Annotated in this window: 21 protein-coding genes; 16 read left to right on the plus strand and 5 right to left on the minus strand. The window is 63.5% G+C overall.

The features are described from left to right. Positions 1 to 136: 136 nt before the first annotated feature. On the plus strand, positions 137 to 913 hold the full coding sequence (locus ACVJ5M_RS35770) for an SDR family oxidoreductase (protein ID WP_063984709.1): 777 nt from the start codon (positions 137 to 139) through the stop codon (positions 911 to 913). 116 nt (positions 914 to 1,029) lie between these two features. After that, positions 1,030 to 2,448 (plus strand): amidase, encoded by a 1,419-nt coding sequence (locus tag ACVJ5M_RS35775; protein WP_063984710.1) that lies wholly within the window; start codon positions 1,030 to 1,032, stop codon positions 2,446 to 2,448. 53 nt (positions 2,449 to 2,501) lie between these two features. Here ACVJ5M_RS35775 and ACVJ5M_RS35780 read toward each other — a convergent pair whose 3' ends face one another. The 3 genes from ACVJ5M_RS35780 to ACVJ5M_RS35790 all read right to left on the minus strand — a co-directional run bounded on the left by ACVJ5M_RS35780 (position 2,502) and on the right by ACVJ5M_RS35790 (position 5,181). Then, the gene (locus ACVJ5M_RS35780; protein WP_135215961.1) at positions 2,502 to 2,684 is read right to left on the minus strand and encodes a hypothetical protein; all 183 of its coding nucleotides are present in this window, start codon (positions 2,682 to 2,684) and stop codon (positions 2,502 to 2,504) included. A gap of 197 nt (positions 2,685 to 2,881) precedes the next feature. Next, a complete protein-coding gene (locus ACVJ5M_RS35785; RefSeq protein WP_231144412.1) occupies positions 2,882 to 3,991 on the minus strand; it encodes an amino acid ABC transporter permease in 1,110 nt (369 codons plus the stop codon). Between the two features lie 2 nt (positions 3,992 to 3,993). Continuing rightward, positions 3,994 to 5,181, minus strand: a complete 1,188-nt coding sequence (locus tag ACVJ5M_RS35790) for an amino acid ABC transporter permease (RefSeq protein ID WP_283018531.1) — start codon at positions 5,179 to 5,181, stop codon at positions 3,994 to 3,996. A gap of 87 nt (positions 5,182 to 5,268) precedes the next feature. On the opposite strand from ACVJ5M_RS35790, the gene ACVJ5M_RS35795 reads away from it, so the two are divergent. The 4 genes from ACVJ5M_RS35795 (at position 5,269) to ACVJ5M_RS35810 (ending at position 9,317) form a co-directional block, all read left to right on the plus strand. Further along, positions 5,269 to 6,141 (plus strand): MurR/RpiR family transcriptional regulator, encoded by an 873-nt coding sequence (locus ACVJ5M_RS35795; RefSeq protein WP_063984714.1) that lies wholly within the window; start codon positions 5,269 to 5,271, stop codon positions 6,139 to 6,141. A 3-nt stretch (positions 6,142 to 6,144) separates the two neighbouring features. Beyond that, positions 6,145 to 7,494, plus strand: a complete 1,350-nt coding sequence (locus ACVJ5M_RS35800; protein WP_063984715.1) for an aspartate aminotransferase family protein — start codon at positions 6,145 to 6,147, stop codon at positions 7,492 to 7,494. 12 nt (positions 7,495 to 7,506) lie between these two features. Then, the gene (locus tag ACVJ5M_RS35805; protein WP_063984716.1) at positions 7,507 to 8,520 is read left to right on the plus strand and encodes an amino acid ABC transporter substrate-binding protein; all 1,014 of its coding nucleotides are present in this window, start codon (positions 7,507 to 7,509) and stop codon (positions 8,518 to 8,520) included. A gap of 158 nt (positions 8,521 to 8,678) precedes the next feature. Next, positions 8,679 to 9,317, plus strand: a complete 639-nt coding sequence (locus ACVJ5M_RS35810; RefSeq protein ID WP_063984717.1) for an aspartate/glutamate racemase family protein — start codon at positions 8,679 to 8,681, stop codon at positions 9,315 to 9,317. Here the strand turns inward: ACVJ5M_RS35810 and ACVJ5M_RS35815 are convergent. Further along, the gene (locus ACVJ5M_RS35815) at positions 9,314 to 9,961 is read right to left on the minus strand and encodes a TetR/AcrR family transcriptional regulator (protein WP_063984718.1); all 648 of its coding nucleotides are present in this window, start codon (positions 9,959 to 9,961) and stop codon (positions 9,314 to 9,316) included. The genes ACVJ5M_RS35810 and ACVJ5M_RS35815 overlap by 4 nt on opposite strands. Before the next feature lie 152 nt (positions 9,962 to 10,113). On the opposite strand from ACVJ5M_RS35815, the gene ACVJ5M_RS35820 reads away from it, so the two are divergent. From ACVJ5M_RS35820 to ACVJ5M_RS35865, 10 genes are all read left to right on the plus strand, one after another. Continuing rightward, positions 10,114 to 10,323: a ferredoxin gene (locus ACVJ5M_RS35820; RefSeq protein WP_007607931.1), complete on the plus strand. Its 210-nt coding sequence runs from the start codon at positions 10,114 to 10,116 to the stop codon at positions 10,321 to 10,323. A 59-nt stretch (positions 10,324 to 10,382) separates the two neighbouring features. Beyond that, a complete protein-coding gene (locus ACVJ5M_RS35825; RefSeq protein WP_063984719.1) occupies positions 10,383 to 11,603 on the plus strand; it encodes a cytochrome P450 in 1,221 nt (406 codons plus the stop codon). Between the two features lie 32 nt (positions 11,604 to 11,635). Next, on the plus strand, positions 11,636 to 12,964 hold the full coding sequence (locus tag ACVJ5M_RS35830; protein ID WP_063984720.1) for an MFS transporter: 1,329 nt from the start codon (positions 11,636 to 11,638) through the stop codon (positions 12,962 to 12,964). A gap of 3 nt (positions 12,965 to 12,967) precedes the next feature. Continuing rightward, entirely contained in the window at positions 12,968 to 13,630 is a 663-nt protein-coding gene (locus ACVJ5M_RS35835; RefSeq protein ID WP_283018529.1) for a sulfite oxidase-like oxidoreductase, read from the plus strand. 25 nt (positions 13,631 to 13,655) lie between these two features. Beyond that, positions 13,656 to 14,879 (plus strand): bifunctional alpha/beta hydrolase/OsmC family protein, encoded by a 1,224-nt coding sequence (locus ACVJ5M_RS35840; protein WP_063984722.1) that lies wholly within the window; start codon positions 13,656 to 13,658, stop codon positions 14,877 to 14,879. Positions 14,880 to 15,177: 298 nt separating this feature from the next. Then, a complete protein-coding gene (locus tag ACVJ5M_RS35845) occupies positions 15,178 to 15,462 on the plus strand; it encodes a hypothetical protein (protein WP_231144411.1) in 285 nt (94 codons plus the stop codon). Between the two features lie 586 nt (positions 15,463 to 16,048). Continuing rightward, positions 16,049 to 16,576 carry a hypothetical protein gene (locus ACVJ5M_RS35850; RefSeq protein ID WP_354097038.1) on the plus strand — a complete coding sequence of 176 codons (528 nt, stop codon included), beginning with the start codon at positions 16,049 to 16,051 and terminating at the stop codon, positions 16,574 to 16,576. Positions 16,577 to 16,714: 138 nt separating this feature from the next. Then, complete coding sequence (locus tag ACVJ5M_RS35855) at positions 16,715 to 16,996, plus strand: hypothetical protein (protein ID WP_084795234.1); 282 nt, start codon at positions 16,715 to 16,717, stop codon at positions 16,994 to 16,996. Beyond that, the gene (locus ACVJ5M_RS35860) at positions 16,996 to 17,655 is read left to right on the plus strand and encodes a hypothetical protein (RefSeq protein WP_231144410.1); all 660 of its coding nucleotides are present in this window, start codon (positions 16,996 to 16,998) and stop codon (positions 17,653 to 17,655) included. Before ACVJ5M_RS35855 ends, ACVJ5M_RS35860 begins: the two co-directional genes overlap by 1 nt. 102 nt (positions 17,656 to 17,757) lie before the next feature. Then, on the plus strand, positions 17,758 to 17,997 hold the full coding sequence (locus tag ACVJ5M_RS35865; protein WP_187387770.1) for a hypothetical protein: 240 nt from the start codon (positions 17,758 to 17,760) through the stop codon (positions 17,995 to 17,997). Between the two features lie 10 nt (positions 17,998 to 18,007). On the opposite strand, the gene pdxR is transcribed toward ACVJ5M_RS35865, so the two are convergent. Next, positions 18,008 to 19,453, minus strand: a complete 1,446-nt coding sequence (gene pdxR, locus ACVJ5M_RS35870) for a MocR-like pyridoxine biosynthesis transcription factor PdxR (protein WP_063984725.1) — start codon at positions 19,451 to 19,453, stop codon at positions 18,008 to 18,010. Positions 19,454 to 19,532 lie beyond the last annotated feature (79 nt).

Genomic DNA, 19,532 nt, shown 5'->3' on the forward strand with positions numbered 1-19,532 from the left:
GCAGCCGCCGCCTTTTTGACCGCACTGCAATGGACCAAACTCGGCAGCAGTGCAACGCTGCACTGCAATGTTGACCGTGGCGCGGCCGAGCGCCTACTGGTTTGATCCTGATGTTCCCACCGAGCGAGTACCCTTCATGGATCTGCATCTGCGTGGCAAGCGCGTCCTGATCACAGGCGCGTCCAAAGGCATTGGCGCAGCCGCCGCCGAGGCGTTTGCCGAGGAAGGCGCAAACCTCCTGCTCGCCGCCCGCAGCGGCGACCAGCTCAAGGCGCTGGCGGACCGCCTGCGCTCCGCGCACCAGATCGATGCCGCGACGAGCATCGTGGACCTGCGCAAGGCCGAGGATTTGGCGCGGCTCGCGAGGGAAGCCGCCGACATCGACGTGCTCGTCAATAATGCCGGCGACATCCCCGGCGGCTCGATCGACAAGATCGACGAGGCGACCTGGCGGCACGCCTGGGAATTGAAAGTGTTCGGCTACATCAACCTGACGCGGCAGATCTACGCGCAGATGAAGGCGAAGGGCGGCGGCGTCATCGTCAATGACATCGGCGCGGCCGGCGAAAAATTCGATGCCAATTACATCTGCGGCAGCGCCGGCAACGCCGCATTGATGGCCTTCACCCGCGCGCTCGGCGGCAAGAGCCTCGCCGACAACATCCGCGTGGTCGGCATCAATCCCGGCCCGGTCGGCACCGATCGCCACGTCACCCTGCTCAAGACGCGGGCAAAGCACCAATTCGGCGACGAGAGCCGCTACAAGGAATTCCAGAAGAGCCTGCCGCTCGGCCGGCCCGCGCATGCGCGCGAGATCGGCGATCTCATGGCGTTCCTGGCGTCCGATCGCGCCGGATATACGTCGGGGGTCATCTATACCGTGGATGGCGGCATCAGCGCGGGCTGGGGTTAACTCTATCCGCGTCATTGCAAGCGCAACGAAGCTATCCAGATTGCCATCTCAGGTACATTTCTGGATTGCTTCACTGCGCTCGCAATGACGATTGAATAAGCACAGGAGTAGAATAGTTGTCTCAAGACCTGATCCGCGAAACGGCCTGCGCCGTCGTCGATAAGCTGCGATCCGGCGACGTCTCGCCGCTCGAGCTTCTGGATGTGCTGGAGAAGCGCATCGGTGAGGTCGACGGCAAGGTCAACGCGCTGCCGACGCTATGCTTCGACCGCGCGCGAGACAACGCCAAGGCGCTGATGCAGAAGCCGGCCGGAGCCCGCGGGCTGCTCGCGGGCCTGCCGGTACCGATCAAGGACCTGACCGATGTCGCGGGCGTGCTGAACACACAGGGTTCGCCAATCTTCAGGGACAATGTGCCCAAGCAGTCCGATCTCATGGTCGAGAACCTCGAAGGCAATGGCGCGGTCGTCTACGCCAAGTCGAACACACCGGAATTCGGCGCCGGCGCTAACACCTTCAACGAAGTGTTTGGCGCGACGCTCAATCCCTGGGATACGACGAAGTCTGCGGCCGGCTCCTCCGGTGGCGCGGCGGTGGCGCTGGCCACCGGCATGGCCTGGCTCGCCCAGGGCTCCGACATGGGCGGCAGCCTGCGCAGCCCCGCGGCGTTCTGCGGCGTCGTCGGCATGCGGCCGAGCATCGGGCGCGTCGCACATACGCCCAAATCGGCGATCGACCGCAATCTCGGCGTGGTGGGGCCGATGGCGCGCAACGTCGAGGATCTTGCGCTGCTGTTGGATGCCATGAGCGGTGACTATGCGGACGACCCGCTGTCGCTGCCCGCACCTGCGACCTCGTTCCTGTCGGCGGCGCAGTCAGGCAAGAAGCCGAAGCGCATCGCCTATTCGCCCGATCTCGGCATCACCCCGGTCGATCCCGAGGTCAAGGCGATCACGCGCAAGGCCGCTGAACGCTTCGCGGAGGCCGGCGCGATCGTGGAGGAAGCGCATCCGGACTGGCGCGAGGCGCATGAATGCTTCCACGTCCTGCGCGCCTTCGATTTCGCGATCACCAAGGCCAATCTGCTGCGGACCAAGCGCGACCTCCTGAAGCCCGAGGTGATCTGGAACATCGAGGAAGGCCTCAAGCTCACCGTCGAGCAGCTCGCGCGCGCCGAGGCGCAACGCGTCGGCATGACCGCGCGCGCGATCGAGTTCTTCAAAAACTACGACCTGCTGTTGACGCCAACCACGATCGTGCCGCCCTTCCCGATCGAGCACCGCTATGTCGCCGAATGCGCCGGCAAGAAGTTCGAGAACTATGTCGAATGGCTCGGCATCGTCTACGCTATCACGCTCGCCTGCTGCCCGTCGCTGTCGCTGCCCTGCGGCTTCACGGCGTCTGGCCTCCCGGTCGGCGTACAGGTCGTCGGTGCCCCGCGCGCGGATGCGCAGGTGATCGCCGGCGCGAAGGTATTGGAAGATATTCTGGGTCTGCGCGGCTCCACGCCGATCGATCCCAAGGTGAAGGCCTGACGCGAGCCGCACCGGCGGGGACTTGGCCGTCCCCGCCGTGCGCCGGTCAGACCCTAGTCGTTCGCTTTCGGCCCGCCGTGATACCGATGCGCATCGTATCCGGCCTCATCCGTTGGAGCGGCGAAGGCGAAGGAGTTCGGATGCGTTTCCGACATCTGGGCGGTGGCCGCCGAAGCCATGTGCGAGTGATTCATTGCCTCGTGGGCAGAGGCGGCGGAGCAAAGCGCGACCAGCATGGCCGACGCTGCGAGAACTGATTTCATCATGATGTGACGTGCCTCTTGTGAGTGCCACCAGCAAATTGCAGATGGATCTCGCCGCGTAGGATTGCCAGTTTGAATCCAGGCACGCGATATAGGCGCGGCATAAGCATTTCGCGCTCCAGTATAGGCTTCCAGCGTTTCTGGCTCGCTCCCGCGGCGGGGAAAGCCGCTCACCTCGAGGCGGTATTCGCCTCCAGGCCGCGACTGTACCGCGACATCGCAAAGCAAAAGACAAAGTAGATCGCGGCGACGAAGATGTAGACCTCGACCGAGAATTGCTGCCAGGCCGGATCGATGATCGCGGTCTTGGCCGTCGTCAGCAGGTCGAAGATGCCGATGATCAGGACTAGGCTGGTGTCCTTGAAAAACGCGATGAAGGTGTTGACCAGCGGCGGGATGACGTGGCGGATCGCCTGCGGCAGCACGATCAGACGATGCTTGCGCCAGTAGGACAGCCCGAGCGCATCGGCGGCCTCATATTGCCCGCGCGGCACGGCCTGGAGGCCGCCGCGGATGACTTCGGCAAGATACGCGCCCGCGAACAGGATGATGGCGATCTGCGCGCGCAGCAGCTTGTCGATATTGAAGCCGCTCGGCATGAACAGCGGAAACATCACGCTCGCCATGAACAACAGGCTCACCAGCGGCACGCCGCGGATCAGTTCGACATAGAGCACGCTGAGCGAGCGGATCGCCGGCAGCTTTGAGCGCCGGCCGAGCGCGACGAGGATGCCGAGCGGGAAACCAAAGGCCAATCCAAACGTCGCCAGGATCAGTGTCACCGGCAATCCGCCCCAACGGTCCTGCGAGACGAAGGAGAGGCCGAACACGCCGCCCCACATCAGTACGCTGATCAGCGCCAGCGCGCCGATCCAGATATAGGCCAGCTCGCGCCGCCACAGGGCGCGGCGGGTGGAGAGATAGAACAGCGCGATGAACAGCACCACCGACAGCGCCGGCCGCCACTGCTCGTCGAACGGATAGGTGCCGAACAGTATGAAGCGATATTTTTCGGGGATGATCGCCCAGCAGGCACCGAGGCCGCGCGCGGCGCGGCAGGCGCTGGAGTCGTTTGCCGGCGTGAGCCACACGGCATTCGCGATGCCCCACTGCACGAAGCTGAAGATGCCCTTGGCGAGGACTGCCAGCAACACGACCGAAAGAATAGCGTTCGGGATCGACGAGAACAAATTGGTGCGGAGCCAGCGCAGCACCGGGTTGCCCATCTGCGGGCGGCGGGCAGCGCGCGGGGCGTCCGGAATATCGGCGATCGCCGTCATGATCAGCGCTCCACCAGCGCGATGCGCGAATTGTACCAGTTCATGAAGAAGCTGATGCAGAGGCTGATGGTCAAGAACACCGCCATGATCAGCGCGATGGCCTCGATCGCCTGCCCGGTCTGGTTCAGCGTGGTATTGGCGACAGACACGACGTCCTGGTAGCCGATCGCGACCGCGAGCGAGGAGTTCTTGGTCAGGTTGAGGTACTGGCTCGTCATCGGCGGCACGATGACGCGCAGCGCCTGGGGCAGGATGATCTGCCGCAGCATGAAGCTGCGGCGCAAGCCGAGCGCATTGGCGGCATCCCATTGTCCGCGCGGCACGGACTGGATGCCGCTGCGCACGATCTCGGCAATGAAGGCCGAGGTGTAGGTCACGAGCGCGATCAGCAGCGCGAAATACTCCGGCGCGAGCGTCAGCCCGCCGACGAAGTTGAAGCCGCGCAGCTCCGGCCATTCGATCTTCCAGGACACACCAAGCGCCACCGACATTGCCGCCGGCAGCGCGACGATGAGGCCAACCGCAAAGGGCCACGCCGGCCGCGGCTTGCCGTCGCGCATCTGCTGCGCGATCAGCCATCGCCTGATGAGATAGAACACGGCAAGCCCGAGCACGGCTGTACCGAGCACCCAGAGCTGCGGCGAGCCGACCGGAATCGCCGGCAGGATCAGGCCGCGATTGGACAGAAATACGCCCTCGACCGGCCGCCAGGCCGCGCGCGCGGCCGGCAGCGCCTGCATCAACACGTACCAGAACAAGAGCTGAAGCAGCAGCGGGATGTCGCGGAGCGTTTCGACATAGACGGCGGCGAGCCGCGACAACAGCCAGTTGGCGGAGAGACGCGAAATGCCGATCAGCGTGCCCAGGATCGTCGCGAGCACGATGCCGATCACGGCGACGCGCAAGGTGTTGGCGATGCCGACGACGAAGGCCCACAGGTACGTGTCTCTCGGATTATAAGAGAGCAGGCTGTCGGCGATCGGCATGCCGGCTTCCCGGCCGAGGAAAGCGAAGCCGGTGGTGATGCGGCGGGCCGAGAGATTGGTGACGGTGTTGCACCAGAGGAAGGCGACAACCCCAAGCACGATTCCGACGACGAGCACCTGCCAGAACAGGCCTTGCAGCTCTCGGCGGCCAAATCCGCCGAAGAAGCGACGGCGGGGCGGCGGTCTTGGACTGTCTGAAGTCACAGCACAAAAATCCTTCTGGCGAGCAACGATTTCCGGCGGCGCACGTCAACTGTTGCACCAATCTTAAAAGCGTGCAACAAATGTTTCATGGCCGAGCCCACGAAATCCTCGCCCTTGAGCGAACTGCGCATTGCGTTGCCATCGCTCCCCCTGCGCCTGCAGGAGGTCGGCCGCTTCGTTGCCGCCAATGACTACGACGCCACCACCCGTTCGATGCGCGATCTCGCCGCCGAGGCCGGCGCCGACCCGGCTGCATTCACGCGGCTTGCCAAGGCCATCGGCTATTCCGGCTGGGACCAGTTGCGCGCGGCACTCACCGAAGCGCGGCGGCCTTCGCAGATCTCACCTTTCTCGGGCCGCGCCAAGAGCCGCCGTCACGGCCCGAACGCCGATGTCGCGCTCGTCACCGACAAGCTCGAGGCCGAGGGCGCCGGCCTTCTGCGCATTCCGGCCCAGCCGATTGCGGATGCAGCCCGCGCGCTGCACGACGCCAAGCGTATCTGGATTGCCGGTTACCGAAGCTGCCGGAGCGTCGCGGAGCTCTTGAACTACGAGCTCCGGCTGTTCCGTCCCGAACAGGTGCAACTCGTCGGCGCATCCGGCCCCGACGATCTCGATCTCGGCGCCTTTCGTACCGGCGAAGCCGTCATCGTCATCGGCTTCCTGCCCTACACGCATGCGAGCGTCCGCGTTGCGCAGGCCGCCCATCGTGCCGGCGCAGCGCTGATCGCGATCGCGGACAGCCTCTCAGCGCCGATGGCAGAAGGCGCCGACCACGTGCTGCTGTTCGAGGCGGCCTCGTCCCCCGGCTTCTTCCCGAGTCTCACGGGTGCCATCGCGATTGCGCAATCGCTCGCGGCGGTCACATTCTCGCTCGGCGGCACGGCCGCGAAGAAGCGCCTGGAAACCACCGAGGCGCGGCTCGCCGCGGCCTCCACATACATTTCAGAGAAAGGTTGACCCATGGCCGCTCGCACCAGCCGCGTGCTGCACCGTTCGTTGCGCGAAACGCCACCCAAGGCGATCGGCGGCGAAGGCGTCTATCTTTTCGCCGAGGACGGGCGGCGCGTGATCGACGCCTCCGGCGGCGCAGCCGTCTCCTGCCTCGGCCATCAGCATCCGCGCGTGATCGCGGCGATGGCAAAACAAGCCTCGACGCTGGCCTATGCGCACACCGCCTTCTTCTCCTCCGAGCCGGCCGAGGCGCTGGCCGAGACGCTGGTCGGGCATGAACCCGGCGGTCTCGCCTACGCCTATTTCGTCAGTGGCGGATCGGAGGCGATCGAAGCCAGCATCAAGCTGGCGCGGCAATATTTCATCGAGCGCGGCGAGCCGCAGCGGCAGCACTTCATTGCGCGGCGGCAGAGCTATCACGGCAACACGCTCGGCGCGCTCGCCGCCGGTGGCAATACCTGGCGGCGCGCGCCCTATGCGCCCCTGCTGTCCGGTGCCTTCAGCCATGTGACGCCGGCCTTCGCCTATCACGAGAAGCACGAGGGCGAATCCGATGCGCAGTTCGTGGCGCGACTGGCCGCGGAGCTCGAAGCCGAATTTCAGCGGCTTGGCCCCGACACCGTCGCCGCGTTCCTCGCCGAGCCCGTCGTCGGTGCCACCGCCGGTGCGGTGACGGCACCGGACGGCTACTTCAAGGCGGTGCGCGAGATCTGCGACCGGCATGGCGCCCTCCTCGTCCTCGACGAAGTCATGAGCGGCATGGGCCGCACCGGCACGACGCACGCCTGGGAGCAGGAGGGCGTTGCTCCGGATATCCAGGCGATCGCAAAGGGTCTCGGCGGCGGCTATCAGCCGATCGGCGCGATGCTCGCGAGCGGCAAGATCATCGACACCATCCGCTCGGGCTCCGGCGCGTTCCAGCATGGCCACACCTATCTGGCGCATCCCCTCGCCTGCGCAGCCGCGCTCGCGGTGCAGGATGTGATCCGCGAGGACCGCCTGCTAGACCGCGTCAAGGAGCGCGGCAAGCAACTCGAGCAGCGCCTGACCGAGCGCTTCGGCAATCACCGCCATATCGGCGACATCAGGGGCCGCGGCCTGTTCTGGGCGATCGAGCTCGTCGCCGATCGCGCCGGCCGCACCTCGTTCGATCCCGCGCTCAAGCTGAACCAGAAGATCAAGGCGGAAGCCTTCGCCAACGGGCTCGGCTGCTATCCCGGTGGCGGTACCGTGGACGGCGCCCGTGGCGACCATGTGCTGCTGGCGCCGCCCTATATCGCTTCGGCTGCCGAGATCGATCTGATCGTCGACAAGCTCGGCACCGCCGTCGACAACGTGTTGCGTAGTGTCAATCACTGAGGGGAGAGTCATATGATGAGGAAAGTGGTTATCGTAGCCGGCATGCTTGCAGCATCGACGGTTGCCGCGTCGGCGGCGACGCTCGACACGGTGAAGAGCCGCGGCACGCTGATCTGCGGCGTCAGCGCCGGCTTTGCCGGTTTCTCCGCGCCGGACTCGCAGGGCAATTACAAGGGTCTCGACGTCGATTATTGCCGCGCGCTCGCGGCCGGCGTGCTCGGCGACGCCAGCAAGGTGCGCTACGTCTCGCTGACCGCGCAGAATCGCTTCACCGCGCTGCAATCGGGCGAGATCGACGTACTCTACCGCAACTCGACGCAGACCTATCTGCGCGGCGTGACGCTGGGCCTCCGCCAGGGGCCGGTCAACTTCTATGACGGCCAGGGCTTTGTCGTGAAGAAGGACCTCGGCGTGAAGGAGATCAAGGATTTGAAGGGTGCGACTGTCTGCGTCGCGCAGGGCACCACGCATGAAGTCACGCTCGGCGATTACGGCCGCGCCAACGGCATCGACTGGAAGCCGCTGGTGTTCGACCGCGTCGACACCATGTACCAGACCTTCTTCGGCGGCCGCTGCGATGCCATGACCCAGGATGCCTCCGCGCTCGCCGGCGCCGTGACGACCGCGGCGCCGAATCCGGCCGACTACGTCGTGCTGCCGCAGACCATCAGCAAGGAGCCGCTCGGCCCGTTCACCCGCAACGGTGACGAAGTCTGGAGCGACATTATCACCTGGTTGCATTACGGCCTGATCGAGGCCGAGGAACTCGGTGTCACGCAAGGCAATGTCGACGAGATGGCGAAGTCACAGACGCCGGCGGTCCAGCGCCTGCTGGGTGCCTCCGGCGACCTCGGCTCGCGGCTCGGTCTCGATAACAAATGGCTGGTGACGGTGATCAAGGCCACCGGCAATTACGGCGAGATCTACGAGCGCAATGTCGGCAAGGCGAGCCCGCTCAAGCTCGACCGCGGCCTCAACGGCCTCTGGAGCAAGGGCGGCTTGATGTACGCGGTGCCGTTCAAGTAAACGGTGCTTCACCTCTCCCCGCCTGCGGGGAGAGGTCGACCGCGCAGCGGTCGGGTGAGGGGGAGCCTCCGCGAATTCATCCCTCACTTTCAACGTGGATAGAGCCCCTCACCCCGACCCTCTCCCCGTAAGAACGGGGAGAGGGAGAAGAGACACCGATGCGCATCGCCCTGATTCACGCCCTCAAGCATTCCATCGCGCCGATCGAGGCTGCGTTCGCGAAGGCGTGGCCAGAGGCGCGGCTGATGAACCTGCTCGACGACAGCCTGTCGGCGGATCTGGCCCGCGACGGCGTGCTCAACGATGCCATGACCGAGCACTTCCTCGCGCTCGGCGACTATGCGGCAGCTACGGGAGCGAACGGAATCCTGTTCACCTGCTCGGCGTTCGGCCCCTGCATCGAGGCCGTCGCGCGCGCACATGCGCCAATGCCCGTGCTGAAGCCGAACGAGGCGATGATCGAGCAGGCCGTGACCATGGGCAAGCGAATTGGCCTGCTCTCGACCTTCCCGCCGACACTGGCCTCGATGCCACCGGAGTTTCCGGCCTCGGCCCAGGTCGTGCCGAAACTCGCCGAGGGCGCGCTGGCGGCGCTCGATCGCGGCGATCGCGCCACGCACGACAGGCTGATTGTCGAGGCTTCAAAGGACTTGCGCGATTGCGACGTCATTGCGCTCGCGCAATTCAGCATCGCGGCAACCGCGCCGCTGGTCGCCGAAGCCACCGGCCGCCCGGTCGTGACGACCCCGGACAGCGCGGTCGACAAGTTGATGAGGCTGCTGAAAGCGAAGGCCTAGGCGCCGGCCTTTTTCCGACGACGCGCATCCTTGATCGCAGCAGCAAGCGCGGCCTTCGTTTCGTTCACAAAGTCCTCGACCAGTTCCTCGCGCGTGGCATGCGCGGCCTCGCCGGTGAACAGGCCCTGCTCGGCCAGCATCACCACGCCATGCAACGCCGCCCAGATCTTGAGCGCTTGCCGCTCGCGCAAGAAGCCGACCGCCGGCGCCTCGAGGGCTTCGATCACCAGCGCAAAAGTCTCGCGCGTGGCGTCGTGCAGCTCGCTGCCCTTTGCCGCGCATGACACGGTGCGGGAAGCGAACATCAGGCGATAGATGCCGTTGCGGCGCAGACCGAAATCGAGCGTCGCCTGCGCCAGCCGCGACAGTTTCGATTGCTTCGACGGCTTCGCCATCGCCTCGCGCAGAAGTGCACTGAGCTGCCGGAACGCTTCCGCCGTCACCGCCGTTAGCAGCGCATCACGGTCGGCAAAATGCCGATACGGCGCCGGCTGCGAGACGCCGAGCTGTTTGGCAAGCGCCTTGATGCTGATCGCCTCGGCGCCGCCCTGCTCCGCCTCGCGCAGCGCGGCCTTGATCAAGGCGTCACGGAGATCGCCATGGTGGTAAGTATTCTCCGGCTTACGGACGAGTTGTGAACGCATGTTACGTCAAGCCTATAAGTTTGCGCTTGACAGGGGAAGCCCGCCGCGAATGTAATAGCATATAACTTAAAGCGGCGGCAAATGCCGCCGATAAAATTGACATGAGGATCGCGCGGCCTTCGGGCCCCGCGCACACGACCGAGGAAGCCGCCATGACAGAGCGACTGAGGGTTCACGTCGATCCCGACAAATGCCAGGGCCACGCGCGCTGCAAGGCGCTCGCGCCGGAGCTGTTCGAGCTCGACGAATACGGCAACGCCCATGAGGCCGGGGACGGCACCGTGCCCCCCGGTCTCGAAGACAAGGCGTGGCTTGCCAAATCCAACTGCCCGGAAATTGCGATCGATGTGATCGAGGAGTAGCGCGGCCCCTGCCCGCTTGCGTGCTTTTAGCGAACACGAGCCCCGAGGGATTTCCTGCCATGTCCGACGTCAGCCAGCCTGTCGCCCACCCGCCCGTCACCGACTGGGTCAACGATTTCGACCACACCGATCCGCAATGGACGGAGGATCCGTTCTCGATCTGGGAGGAGCTTCGCTCCGCGAGCCCGGTGGTGCATACAAAGCGCTTCCTCGGCTGCTACATGCCGACGACTTATGAGGCGGTGCGCGAGATCGCCAACGACACCGAGCATTTCTCCTCGCGCCGCATCATCGTCCGTGACGTTCGACCCGAAGTCGCCAGGAACGCCGCTCCGCCGATCACCTCCGACCCGCCCGTACACAAGCCAGCCAAGCAATTGCTGTTGCCGCCTTTCACGCCGGACGCGATGAAGAAGCTGGAACCGCGGATGCGCGCGATCTGCAACGAGCTGATCGACGGGTTCATCGCCGATGGCAAGGTCGATGCCGCAGCGCGCTACAGCAAATATATTCCGGTTCAGGCTATCGCCCACATGCTCGGCATTCCCGAGAGCGACAGCGATCGGTTCATCGACTGGATCCACATGATCCTCGAGCTCGGCATCAAGGACGAGAGCAAGCTGCTCCAGGCCGTGCAGGAGATGAGCGCCTATTTCAGGACGCATATCGAGGAGCGCAGATCGAAGCCGACCGACGACCTGATTTCCTATTTGATGAACGCCAAGGACAAGGAAGGCCAGCCGCTGGAAGAGTCCCATGTGCTGGGTTCGCTGCGGCTGCTCCTGATCGCCGGCATCGACACCACCTGGAGTGCGATCGGCTCCTCGCTCTGGCATCTCGCCCGGACGCCGGCCGACCGCGAACGGCTGATCGCCGAGCCCGGGCTGATCCCGATCGCCGTGGAGGAGCTGCTGCGGGCCTATTCGCCGGTGACCATGGCCCGCGAGGTGGTCAAGGAGACCACGATCTCGGGCTGCCCGGTCAAGGCGGGCAACATGGTGCTGCTGTCGTTCCCGGCCGCCAACCGCGACCCCAAGATGTTTCCGGACGCTGACAAAGTCGTGATCGACCGCCGGGAGAATCGCCATGCCGCCTTCGGCCTCGGCATCCACCGCTGCGTCGGTTCCAACCTTGCACGCATGGAGATGCAGGTTGCGCTGGAGGAATGGCTGAAGCGGATCCCGGACTTCTCCCTCGATCCGGCAGGCACGGTGACCTGGTCACAGGGCACGGTGAGAGGCCCCCGCCAGTTGCCATTTCTGTTCGGAAAGGCGATGTAGGCCTTTCCAAGACCAACGGAGAGAGGCCGGACGTGACAGAGCAAGCAACCCTACCGGCCTCTGATCACATCGACATCGACATCGCCGACGCCAAACGGCGGATCAAGGCGATCTTCATCGGCTCGATCGGCAATCTCGTCGAGTGGTACGATTTTTACGCCTATACGGCGTTCGCGCTCTATTTCGCTCCGGCCTTCTTCCCTGGCAACGACCCCGTCGTCCAGCAATTGAACGTCGCCGTGGTGTTCGCGGCGACCTTCCTGATGCGCCCCCTGGGCGGCTGGCTGTTCGGCTACATCGCGGATCATTTCGGCCGGCGCATCTCGCTGACCTTGTCGGTCGTCTTCATGTGCTTCGGCTCGCTGATCATCGCGCTGACGCCGACCTATGCGACCATCGGTTTCGCCGCGCCGGTGATCCTGGCGCTCGCCCGCGTCATCGAGGGCCTGAGCCTCGGCGGCGAATATGGTGCCAGCGCGACCTATCTCAGCGAGGTCGCCGATCCCAAGCATCGCGGCTTCTATTCGAGCTTTCAATACGTCACCCTGATCGGCGGCCAGCTCACCGCGATCATCGTGCTGCTGCTCCTGCAAAAGGTCTTCCTCACGCCGGAGGAGCTCAAGGCCTGGGGCTGGCGCATCCCGTTTGCGATCGGCGCGGCGCTGGCGATCTTTGCCGCAGTGATGCGGCGCAATCTGCACGAGACCGAGGCCTTCGAGGAAGCCAAGAAGGTGGTGAAGCCGACCGGCTCGATCACCAATTTGCTGCGCTACCCCCGCGAGCTGCTGCTGGTGGTCGGCCTCACGGCCGGCGGTACCGCGGCGTTCTACACCTTCACCACCTACATGCAGACCTTCGTCAAGCTCTCGGTCGGCCTGACCGAGGACCAGACCACTTTCGTGATCTTCGGCACGCTGATCTTCGCGACCATCCTCCAGCCGATCTACGGCGCGATCTCCGACAAGATCGGCCGCAAACCGTTGCTGATCTTCTTCGGCGTCGCCGGTACGCTCGCGACCGTGCCGCTGCTGATGACGCTGAAGGAGACCAAGTCGCCGTTCATGGCCTTCATTCTGATCTGCTGCGCGTGGCTGTTCGTCGCCGGTTACACCTCGATCAACGCGGTGGTGAAGGCCGAGCTGTTCCCGACCAATGTCCGCGCCCTCGGTGTCGGCCTGCCCTACGCCATCACGGTCTCGATCTTCGGCGGCACGGCGCCGGCGATCGCGCTCTATTTCAAGAGCATCGGGCACGAGGAGTGGTTCTACTACTATCTCGCCGGCGTCATCTGCCTGTCGCTGATCATCTATTCCACCATGCGTGACACCAAGCACGCCTCCGCGATGCATCGCCACGAGTAGCTCATGGCCGACGACAACGAGCCGCCCGACAGCAAGCTGACGCGCACCAAGGAGAAATGGGCGCGCGAAGGCCGCTTCCTCACGGGCCGCGTTACGCGACCGGAGGATCAGCGGCTACCGCCGGGCCAGCATCTCACCAAGGACTGGCCGGTGCTCGATCTCGGAGTCGTGCCGCCGGTTTCGCGCGAGCGCTGGCGGCTCGACGTTTACGGTGCGATCGAGACCCCCGTGTTCTGGACCTTTGCCGAATTCGCGGCGCAGAAGCAGGCGCAGATCACCTCCGACATTCACTGCGTGACCACCTGGTCTCGCTACGACAATGAGTGGGAAGGCCTCGCCACGCGCGAGCTGCTTGCGGCTTGCCAGCCGCGCGAGGACGCGCGCTTCGTGGTCCTGCATTCCCATGACGGCTACACCACCAACCTCACGCTGGAAGACTTTGCCGCCGAGGACGCGCTGCTCGCCCACAGCTGGTCGGGTCAGCCGCTGACCGAAGAGCACGGCGGCCCGGTACGGCTCGTCGTGCCGCATCTGTATTTCTGGAAGAGCGCCAAATGGCTTCAGGCCATCGAGTTCCTGACCGAGGACGCGCTGGGCTTCTGGGAAGTCCGCGGCTATCATAACCGCGGCGATCCCTGGGCCGAGCAGCGTTATTCAGCCGATTAGGTTCACGCAAGGACGGGGGAAGCCCATGCCGACGGAACGCTTTCAATTCACCGGCGAAGGCGGTCATCAACTAGCCGCCGCGCTGGAGCTGCCCGATGGCGAGCCCGCAGCCTACGCGCTGTTCGCGCACTGCTTCACCTGCGGCAAGGACACGCTGGCGGCAAAACGCATCTCGGTCGCGCTCGCCGCCAAGGGCATTGCGGTGCTGCGCTTCGACTTCACCGGGCTCGGCTCCAGCGAAGGCGATTTCGCCAATTCGACGTTCTCCTCCAACGTCGCCGACCTCTTGCGCGCCGCCGATCATCTGCGCCAGGTCCGCACGGCGCCGTCGATCCTGATCGGCCACAGCCTCGGTGGTGCCGCGATCGTCGCCGCCGCCGGAAGGATTCCGGAAGCCAAGGCTGTCGTGACCATCGCGGCGCCGTCCGATCCCGCGCACGTCACAGGTCTGTTCAGCGAGCATCTCGACAGCATCCGCGCGCAGGGCGAAGTCGAGGTCTCGCTCGCGGGACGTCCGTTCCGGATCAAGCGCGAATTCCTCGACGACATCGCCGAGCAAGAACTGATGAAGGACATCACCGGCCTGCACAAGGCCCTGCTCGTGATGCAGTCCCCTGTCGACGACACCGTCGGCATCGACAATGCGACCAAGATTTTCGTTGCGGCAAAACACCCCAAGAGCTTCGTCTCGCTCGACCACGCCGATCACCTGCTGAGCAAGCCGGCCGACGCCCTCTACGCGGCCGACGTGATCACGGCCTGGGCCAGCCGCTACATCGACACCGCGAAGCCCGCGAAGGCGATGGATCTCGCGGAAGAGCCGCGCAGAGTGGTGGTGCAGGAGACCCGCAAGAGCAAGTTCAACCAGGCCATCACCGTCGGCCCGCATCATCTGGTGGCGGACGAGCCGATCGCGGCCGGCGGCGAGGATGCCGGTCCCGGCCCCTATGACTTCCTGCTGGCCGGCCTTGGTGCCTGCACCTCCATGACCATGCGCCTCTATGCCGATCGCAAATCGCTGCCGCTCGATCGCGTCACGGTCACGCTGAAGCACTCCAAGATCTACGCCAAGGACTGCGCGGAGTGCGAGACGCGCGATGGCATGCTCGACCAGATCGAGCGCGACATCGCGATCGACGGCGCGCTCGATGCGGAGCAGCGCAAGAAGCTGATGGAGATCGCCGACAAGTGTCCGGTGCACCGGACGCTGACCTCGGAGATCCGCATCGTGACGAAGGTCGTGGACTAGACGGCCAAGATAGTATTTTTCTTCTTGTCCGGAGCCTGGCGAAAATACTCCGTACCCGAAACAGCCGCACGGCTCATCCGCTTGGTGCCGCTGATGGGAAAGCAAGTCGAGATCGCTGATCGCGGTCGTTTCGAACTGCCTATCAAATGCAGGATCGAAGTTGCGCCCACATTGGGACTAGACCAAAAAACCCGGGGCGCGCTGGCCTGTGCGTAACAAGGATAACTTCGACAATAGGTTCGCCTAATGCGGGTGACACGGCATCCTGATCGCATCACGCGAATCAGGGAGATTGCCGATGGGCGTTTATTTGGTGACTTGGGATTTGAATAGGCACAAGCCGAACTACGCGCAGGCTCGACAGAACCTTGTCGATCACATGTCGCGCTACCCCCATATCAAAGATGAGGGTCTAGACTCCGTATGGTTCATCCAATCAACCTCCACGGCCGACGCGCTGGACTCTGACATTCGGGGCCACATGGATACCAACGACAGGTTGATGGTCACCAAACTCGTGAACGGGCAGCACCAAGGCTGGCTCTCGAAGGAGATTTGGGACTGGATCAATGCTCGCATCTAGCGACACCGCGCTAGGCATGTTCGAGTGGCTAAAGTATCTCGCGTCCGGACTGTCCTTCGCGACAGCCGTTACCCTGTTCTTTCGATGGCGCGACTACGAACGGAAGAAAGCGGCAGGTTCGACCTTGACGGTTACCGATGGAGTCGATCGCCGGAATGTGCGGTGGGCCAAGTTGAATTTGAGGAGCTGGACAGCCTCACCGATCCGGATAGGACGCCTCCGCGTCTTGTGGCCGCTTGGCCTTGGTGGGTACGCCTACACAGACGAAGACTCCGTAAAAGCGATCATGATCTACGACCGATCGATTGAACTCCCAGAGGGATGTCGGTCGATTGTGATCACTCCGCCTGCAGAAATACCGGAGAGCAACTCTCTCCGATTGACCTTCTTTGTGAAGGCGGATCAATCGCTCCGGCAATCGCGGCGACGATCGCGCCTATACGTTTGGGTCTCCGGTGAAACCGTTGACGCTCAACGTCGCCGCGTCGGCCTCCTGCTTCGGAGCGGGCCGGTAGATTGGTCGAAACCACCACAAAAGTGAGAGACCTAAACATGGAGAAAACCGGCCCCCCCCAGCGGTCCGTCATTGAAGAGCACATTTTCAACGGCGCATTACGCCGCCGTGGTCTCGACCATTGCGCTGATAATCTCCGGCGGCAGCCTGCTTTTTACGAAGCGCTCCTACGACCTCAGCGCGGCAAAAGACCAGCGCGAACTTCTTGAGAAGTCACCGATCGTCGATGTGCAAGTCGCCCCCAATAGCAAGGCGAGAAGCGCCGACCTCACGATCTACATTTTCAATCGTGGGGACATCAACATCGTGCCGCAAGACATCACCGCCCTCCATCTACTCGAACATGGTGATCTCTATCTGTCGGGCTCGCGTCAAAATGTAGAGAAGCTCAGTACGTCCCTGAGCCTCAAATCGATGGGGGTCATTGCTCCAAAGAATTCAGCTACCATGAAGGGAACCGTATCCGGCGTAACCGACGAAAAAGACGATTGGCCTATCAATGGCGTTGACATCACATTCACTCTACGGATCAAGCTCGCCGATGAAGGCGAGACGCTCAAGACGATGAATGTGACTAGAGAGATCAAGCCGGGGCTTTAGGGAAGCACAGCCACCGCCCACTCGGCGATCGGACGACGGACTCCCTGTGAATAGAGTCGCGAAAAGCGATCGTTCGCTCCACCACTAGCGGCGAGAGTGCCATCCTCATCGCCCGCGAATCGATTCATGAGGGAACGAATGACGACAGACAGCGAGGGACGGAAGATCAACCGGAGCCTCCGAAAATCGCAAGCCGAGATCCAGCACCTGATCGACTGCTTCGGTGATCACCTTGCGCAGAAACACAAGTACGATCGATGGGGACTCGAGGCCGTCTGGTTCTACCTGGTCGAGCGGTATCACTGGACTCCCGCCATCGTTCGGGCGCCTAACACCGACGACCTCGATTTCCTGCTCCACGATGAGATGAACGGATGGAAGGCACCCAACGATGACAAGCCGAGCCAAGGTTACAGTTGATGCCGACGCCTGACGACACAAAAAAGTGGCAAGATCATCCAGTTGTCATCGCAATCGGCAGCGGCGCTGCCGCGCTGATCTTTGCGCAGACCGTGATCTTTCCGACGATGACAGCATCGCTTCAAAATGAAGTCTCGTCGGCGCGAAGCCAAACGCAAGAAGTTGCGGCGTTAAGGGAACAGCTCAAGAAGGCGACTGAAGACACTGCGAAGGCCAAGCTCGAGCTCAAAGCAGCCCAGATCAACAACGTATTCTCGGTGGGCAACCCTTATCCCATTGGTTTGAGCAAAGTGAAGATCGGCGACAGTCCTGAAGCCATTCTTGGTAACTATCCAGAGGAAAAAGTTACAAAGAACGTTGCCTCATATTGGTCGATTAAATTAGACCACGCCACGTTCAGGGAAGTTACGTATTTTTTTGATCGGCCGAAGAATCTGAAGGACAGAAAGATTCGAGCATTGCTCTTTTTCACAACTGAGCAATCGTCCGGGATTATCCGCGACAAACTGACAGAAGCACTCGGCAACCCTTCGATTTTCGGACCAAAGCCAGATTGTGCTGGTTGGTCGTTGGGCAAAGACCTATTCGCCAAGGCCGACGGATCTATATCGTTTTCGATCGTAAACACACAACCAGATTGTATTGTCGAGGAAAAATAGAGCCTTTTTTCTGCTCGTGGCAGCACGGCCACGGTGCATTCCGCGATCGCCGTCTTCAATCTACCGCCGCGCCATCGCCGGCATCTAACGAGAGAGAATGCCTTGCCAGTAACCCGAATCGAGAAATTCGATTCCAGCGGTTCGCCTACGCAGCGCGCCGAGCCCGATGCAGATGGCCAGTACCACTACTTCCACTTCGGAAAGAACGTTGATGCCGTCTGCTTTCGCGCGCTCGACGACGTGGCGGAGTTTCTTAGAAAGCCCCCGAAGGCCGGCGTTCGTATGAACCCGGGGTGGAGCAAGATTTCCCGTCGAATTTACATCGATGGAGTACCGCGCTAGCGCGGCTGCTCTAGAAGCACGACGCCATCGTCCGCACCGCCGCGCTGATCTCATTCTCGCGCCAGGCGGCGAAGCCGAGCAGCAGGCCATGGTCGCGTGGACGGCCGAGCGCCAGGCTGGACAGGGCCCGTGTTTCGACGCCTGCCTCGACCAGCCGTTGCACCGCCGCCTGATCGGCGCGACCGCGCTTGAGGCGAGCGACCAGTTGGATGCCGCCCGAGGGCACTTCAGCGGAGAGAACTTCGCCCAGATGGCGCTCCAGTCCCTCGACGAGGTGATCGCGGCGCGCGTGATAGAGCCGTCGCATCCGGCGCAGATGCGCGAGAAAATGCCCGTCTGCGATGAACTCCGCCAGCGCTTCCTGGATGTGGCTGGAGGCGATCAGCCCGACGTGTCGCTGTGCGATCTCAAGGGTGCCGACCAGCCCTGGTGGCGCGACGACATAGCCGAGCCGGATATCCGACGTCATCGCCTTCGAGAACGTTCCGACATAGAACACGCGGCCGTGGGCGTCTAACCCCTGCAAGGCCGGCACCGGCCGGCTGTCATAATGGAATTCGCCGTCGTAATCGTCTTCGACGATCCAGGTCTCGCCTGGCCTGCTCATGCCCAGGAATTCAGTGCGGCGCGCGAGCGACATCAGCCGCCCGGTCGGATGCTGATGCGAGGGCGTCATGAAGATGAGCTTTGGCGCGGCCAGTCCCGGCATCCGCTGCATGCCCTGCTCGTCCAGCTTCATTCCCATCACGCGCGCGCCGGAGGCGCGGAAAGCCGCCGCAGCGCCGGGATAGCCGGGGTCCTCGACCCAGACATCGTCGCCGGGCGTGATGAGCGCAGCTGCAATCAGGGTCAGCGCGGCCTGCGCGCTCGGCAGGATCAGGATCTGGTCTGCGGTGGCGCGGACGCCCCTGCTGGCGGCCAGATAATGCGCCAGCGCCTGGCGCAGGCGCGTCCGATTGACCGGTCCAAGCTCGCGCTTAGCTGCGCGCACCGCGCTGCGGCGCAGGCAGCGGGCCCACACTTCGTTCGGAAACTCCCGCGCATCTCCTTGCCCCGGACGCAAGGGTTTTAGCGGCGCCTGATAGGACATCGGCCAGTCGGTCTGCTTGAGCTTCGACGCCCAGGGTGAGAGCCGCGGCTTACCAGAGCGGACGCTCGGTGCGACGGCACCCGTCTCTTCGTTACGGCCGCCGTCGACCGTGACCATGGGACGACGACCGTGCGACGCCTCGAGATATCCCTCGGCGGCGAGCTGCTCGAAGGCATAAGTGACGGTGTTGCGCGAGACGCCGAGATCGCTCGCAAGCCGGCGGCTCGACGGCAGCGCGCGGCCTTTGCCGAGTCGACCGGTCGCGATCAGGTCTCGCAGCTGGCTCGTCAGTTGCGCCGTCAGCCCCTCGTCGTCGGTCCGCTTCAGCTCGATCAGGGCGGAGATCACACCTTCCGAAACTGGCACCTAATTCCTTTCCGATCTGGCACTTTTTCAGGTGCCAATCCGGATGCTATCCGCCGGACTGGACTGCTTCAAGGATTTT

It is taken from the genome of Bradyrhizobium sp. S3.7.6 (assembly GCF_054061875.1).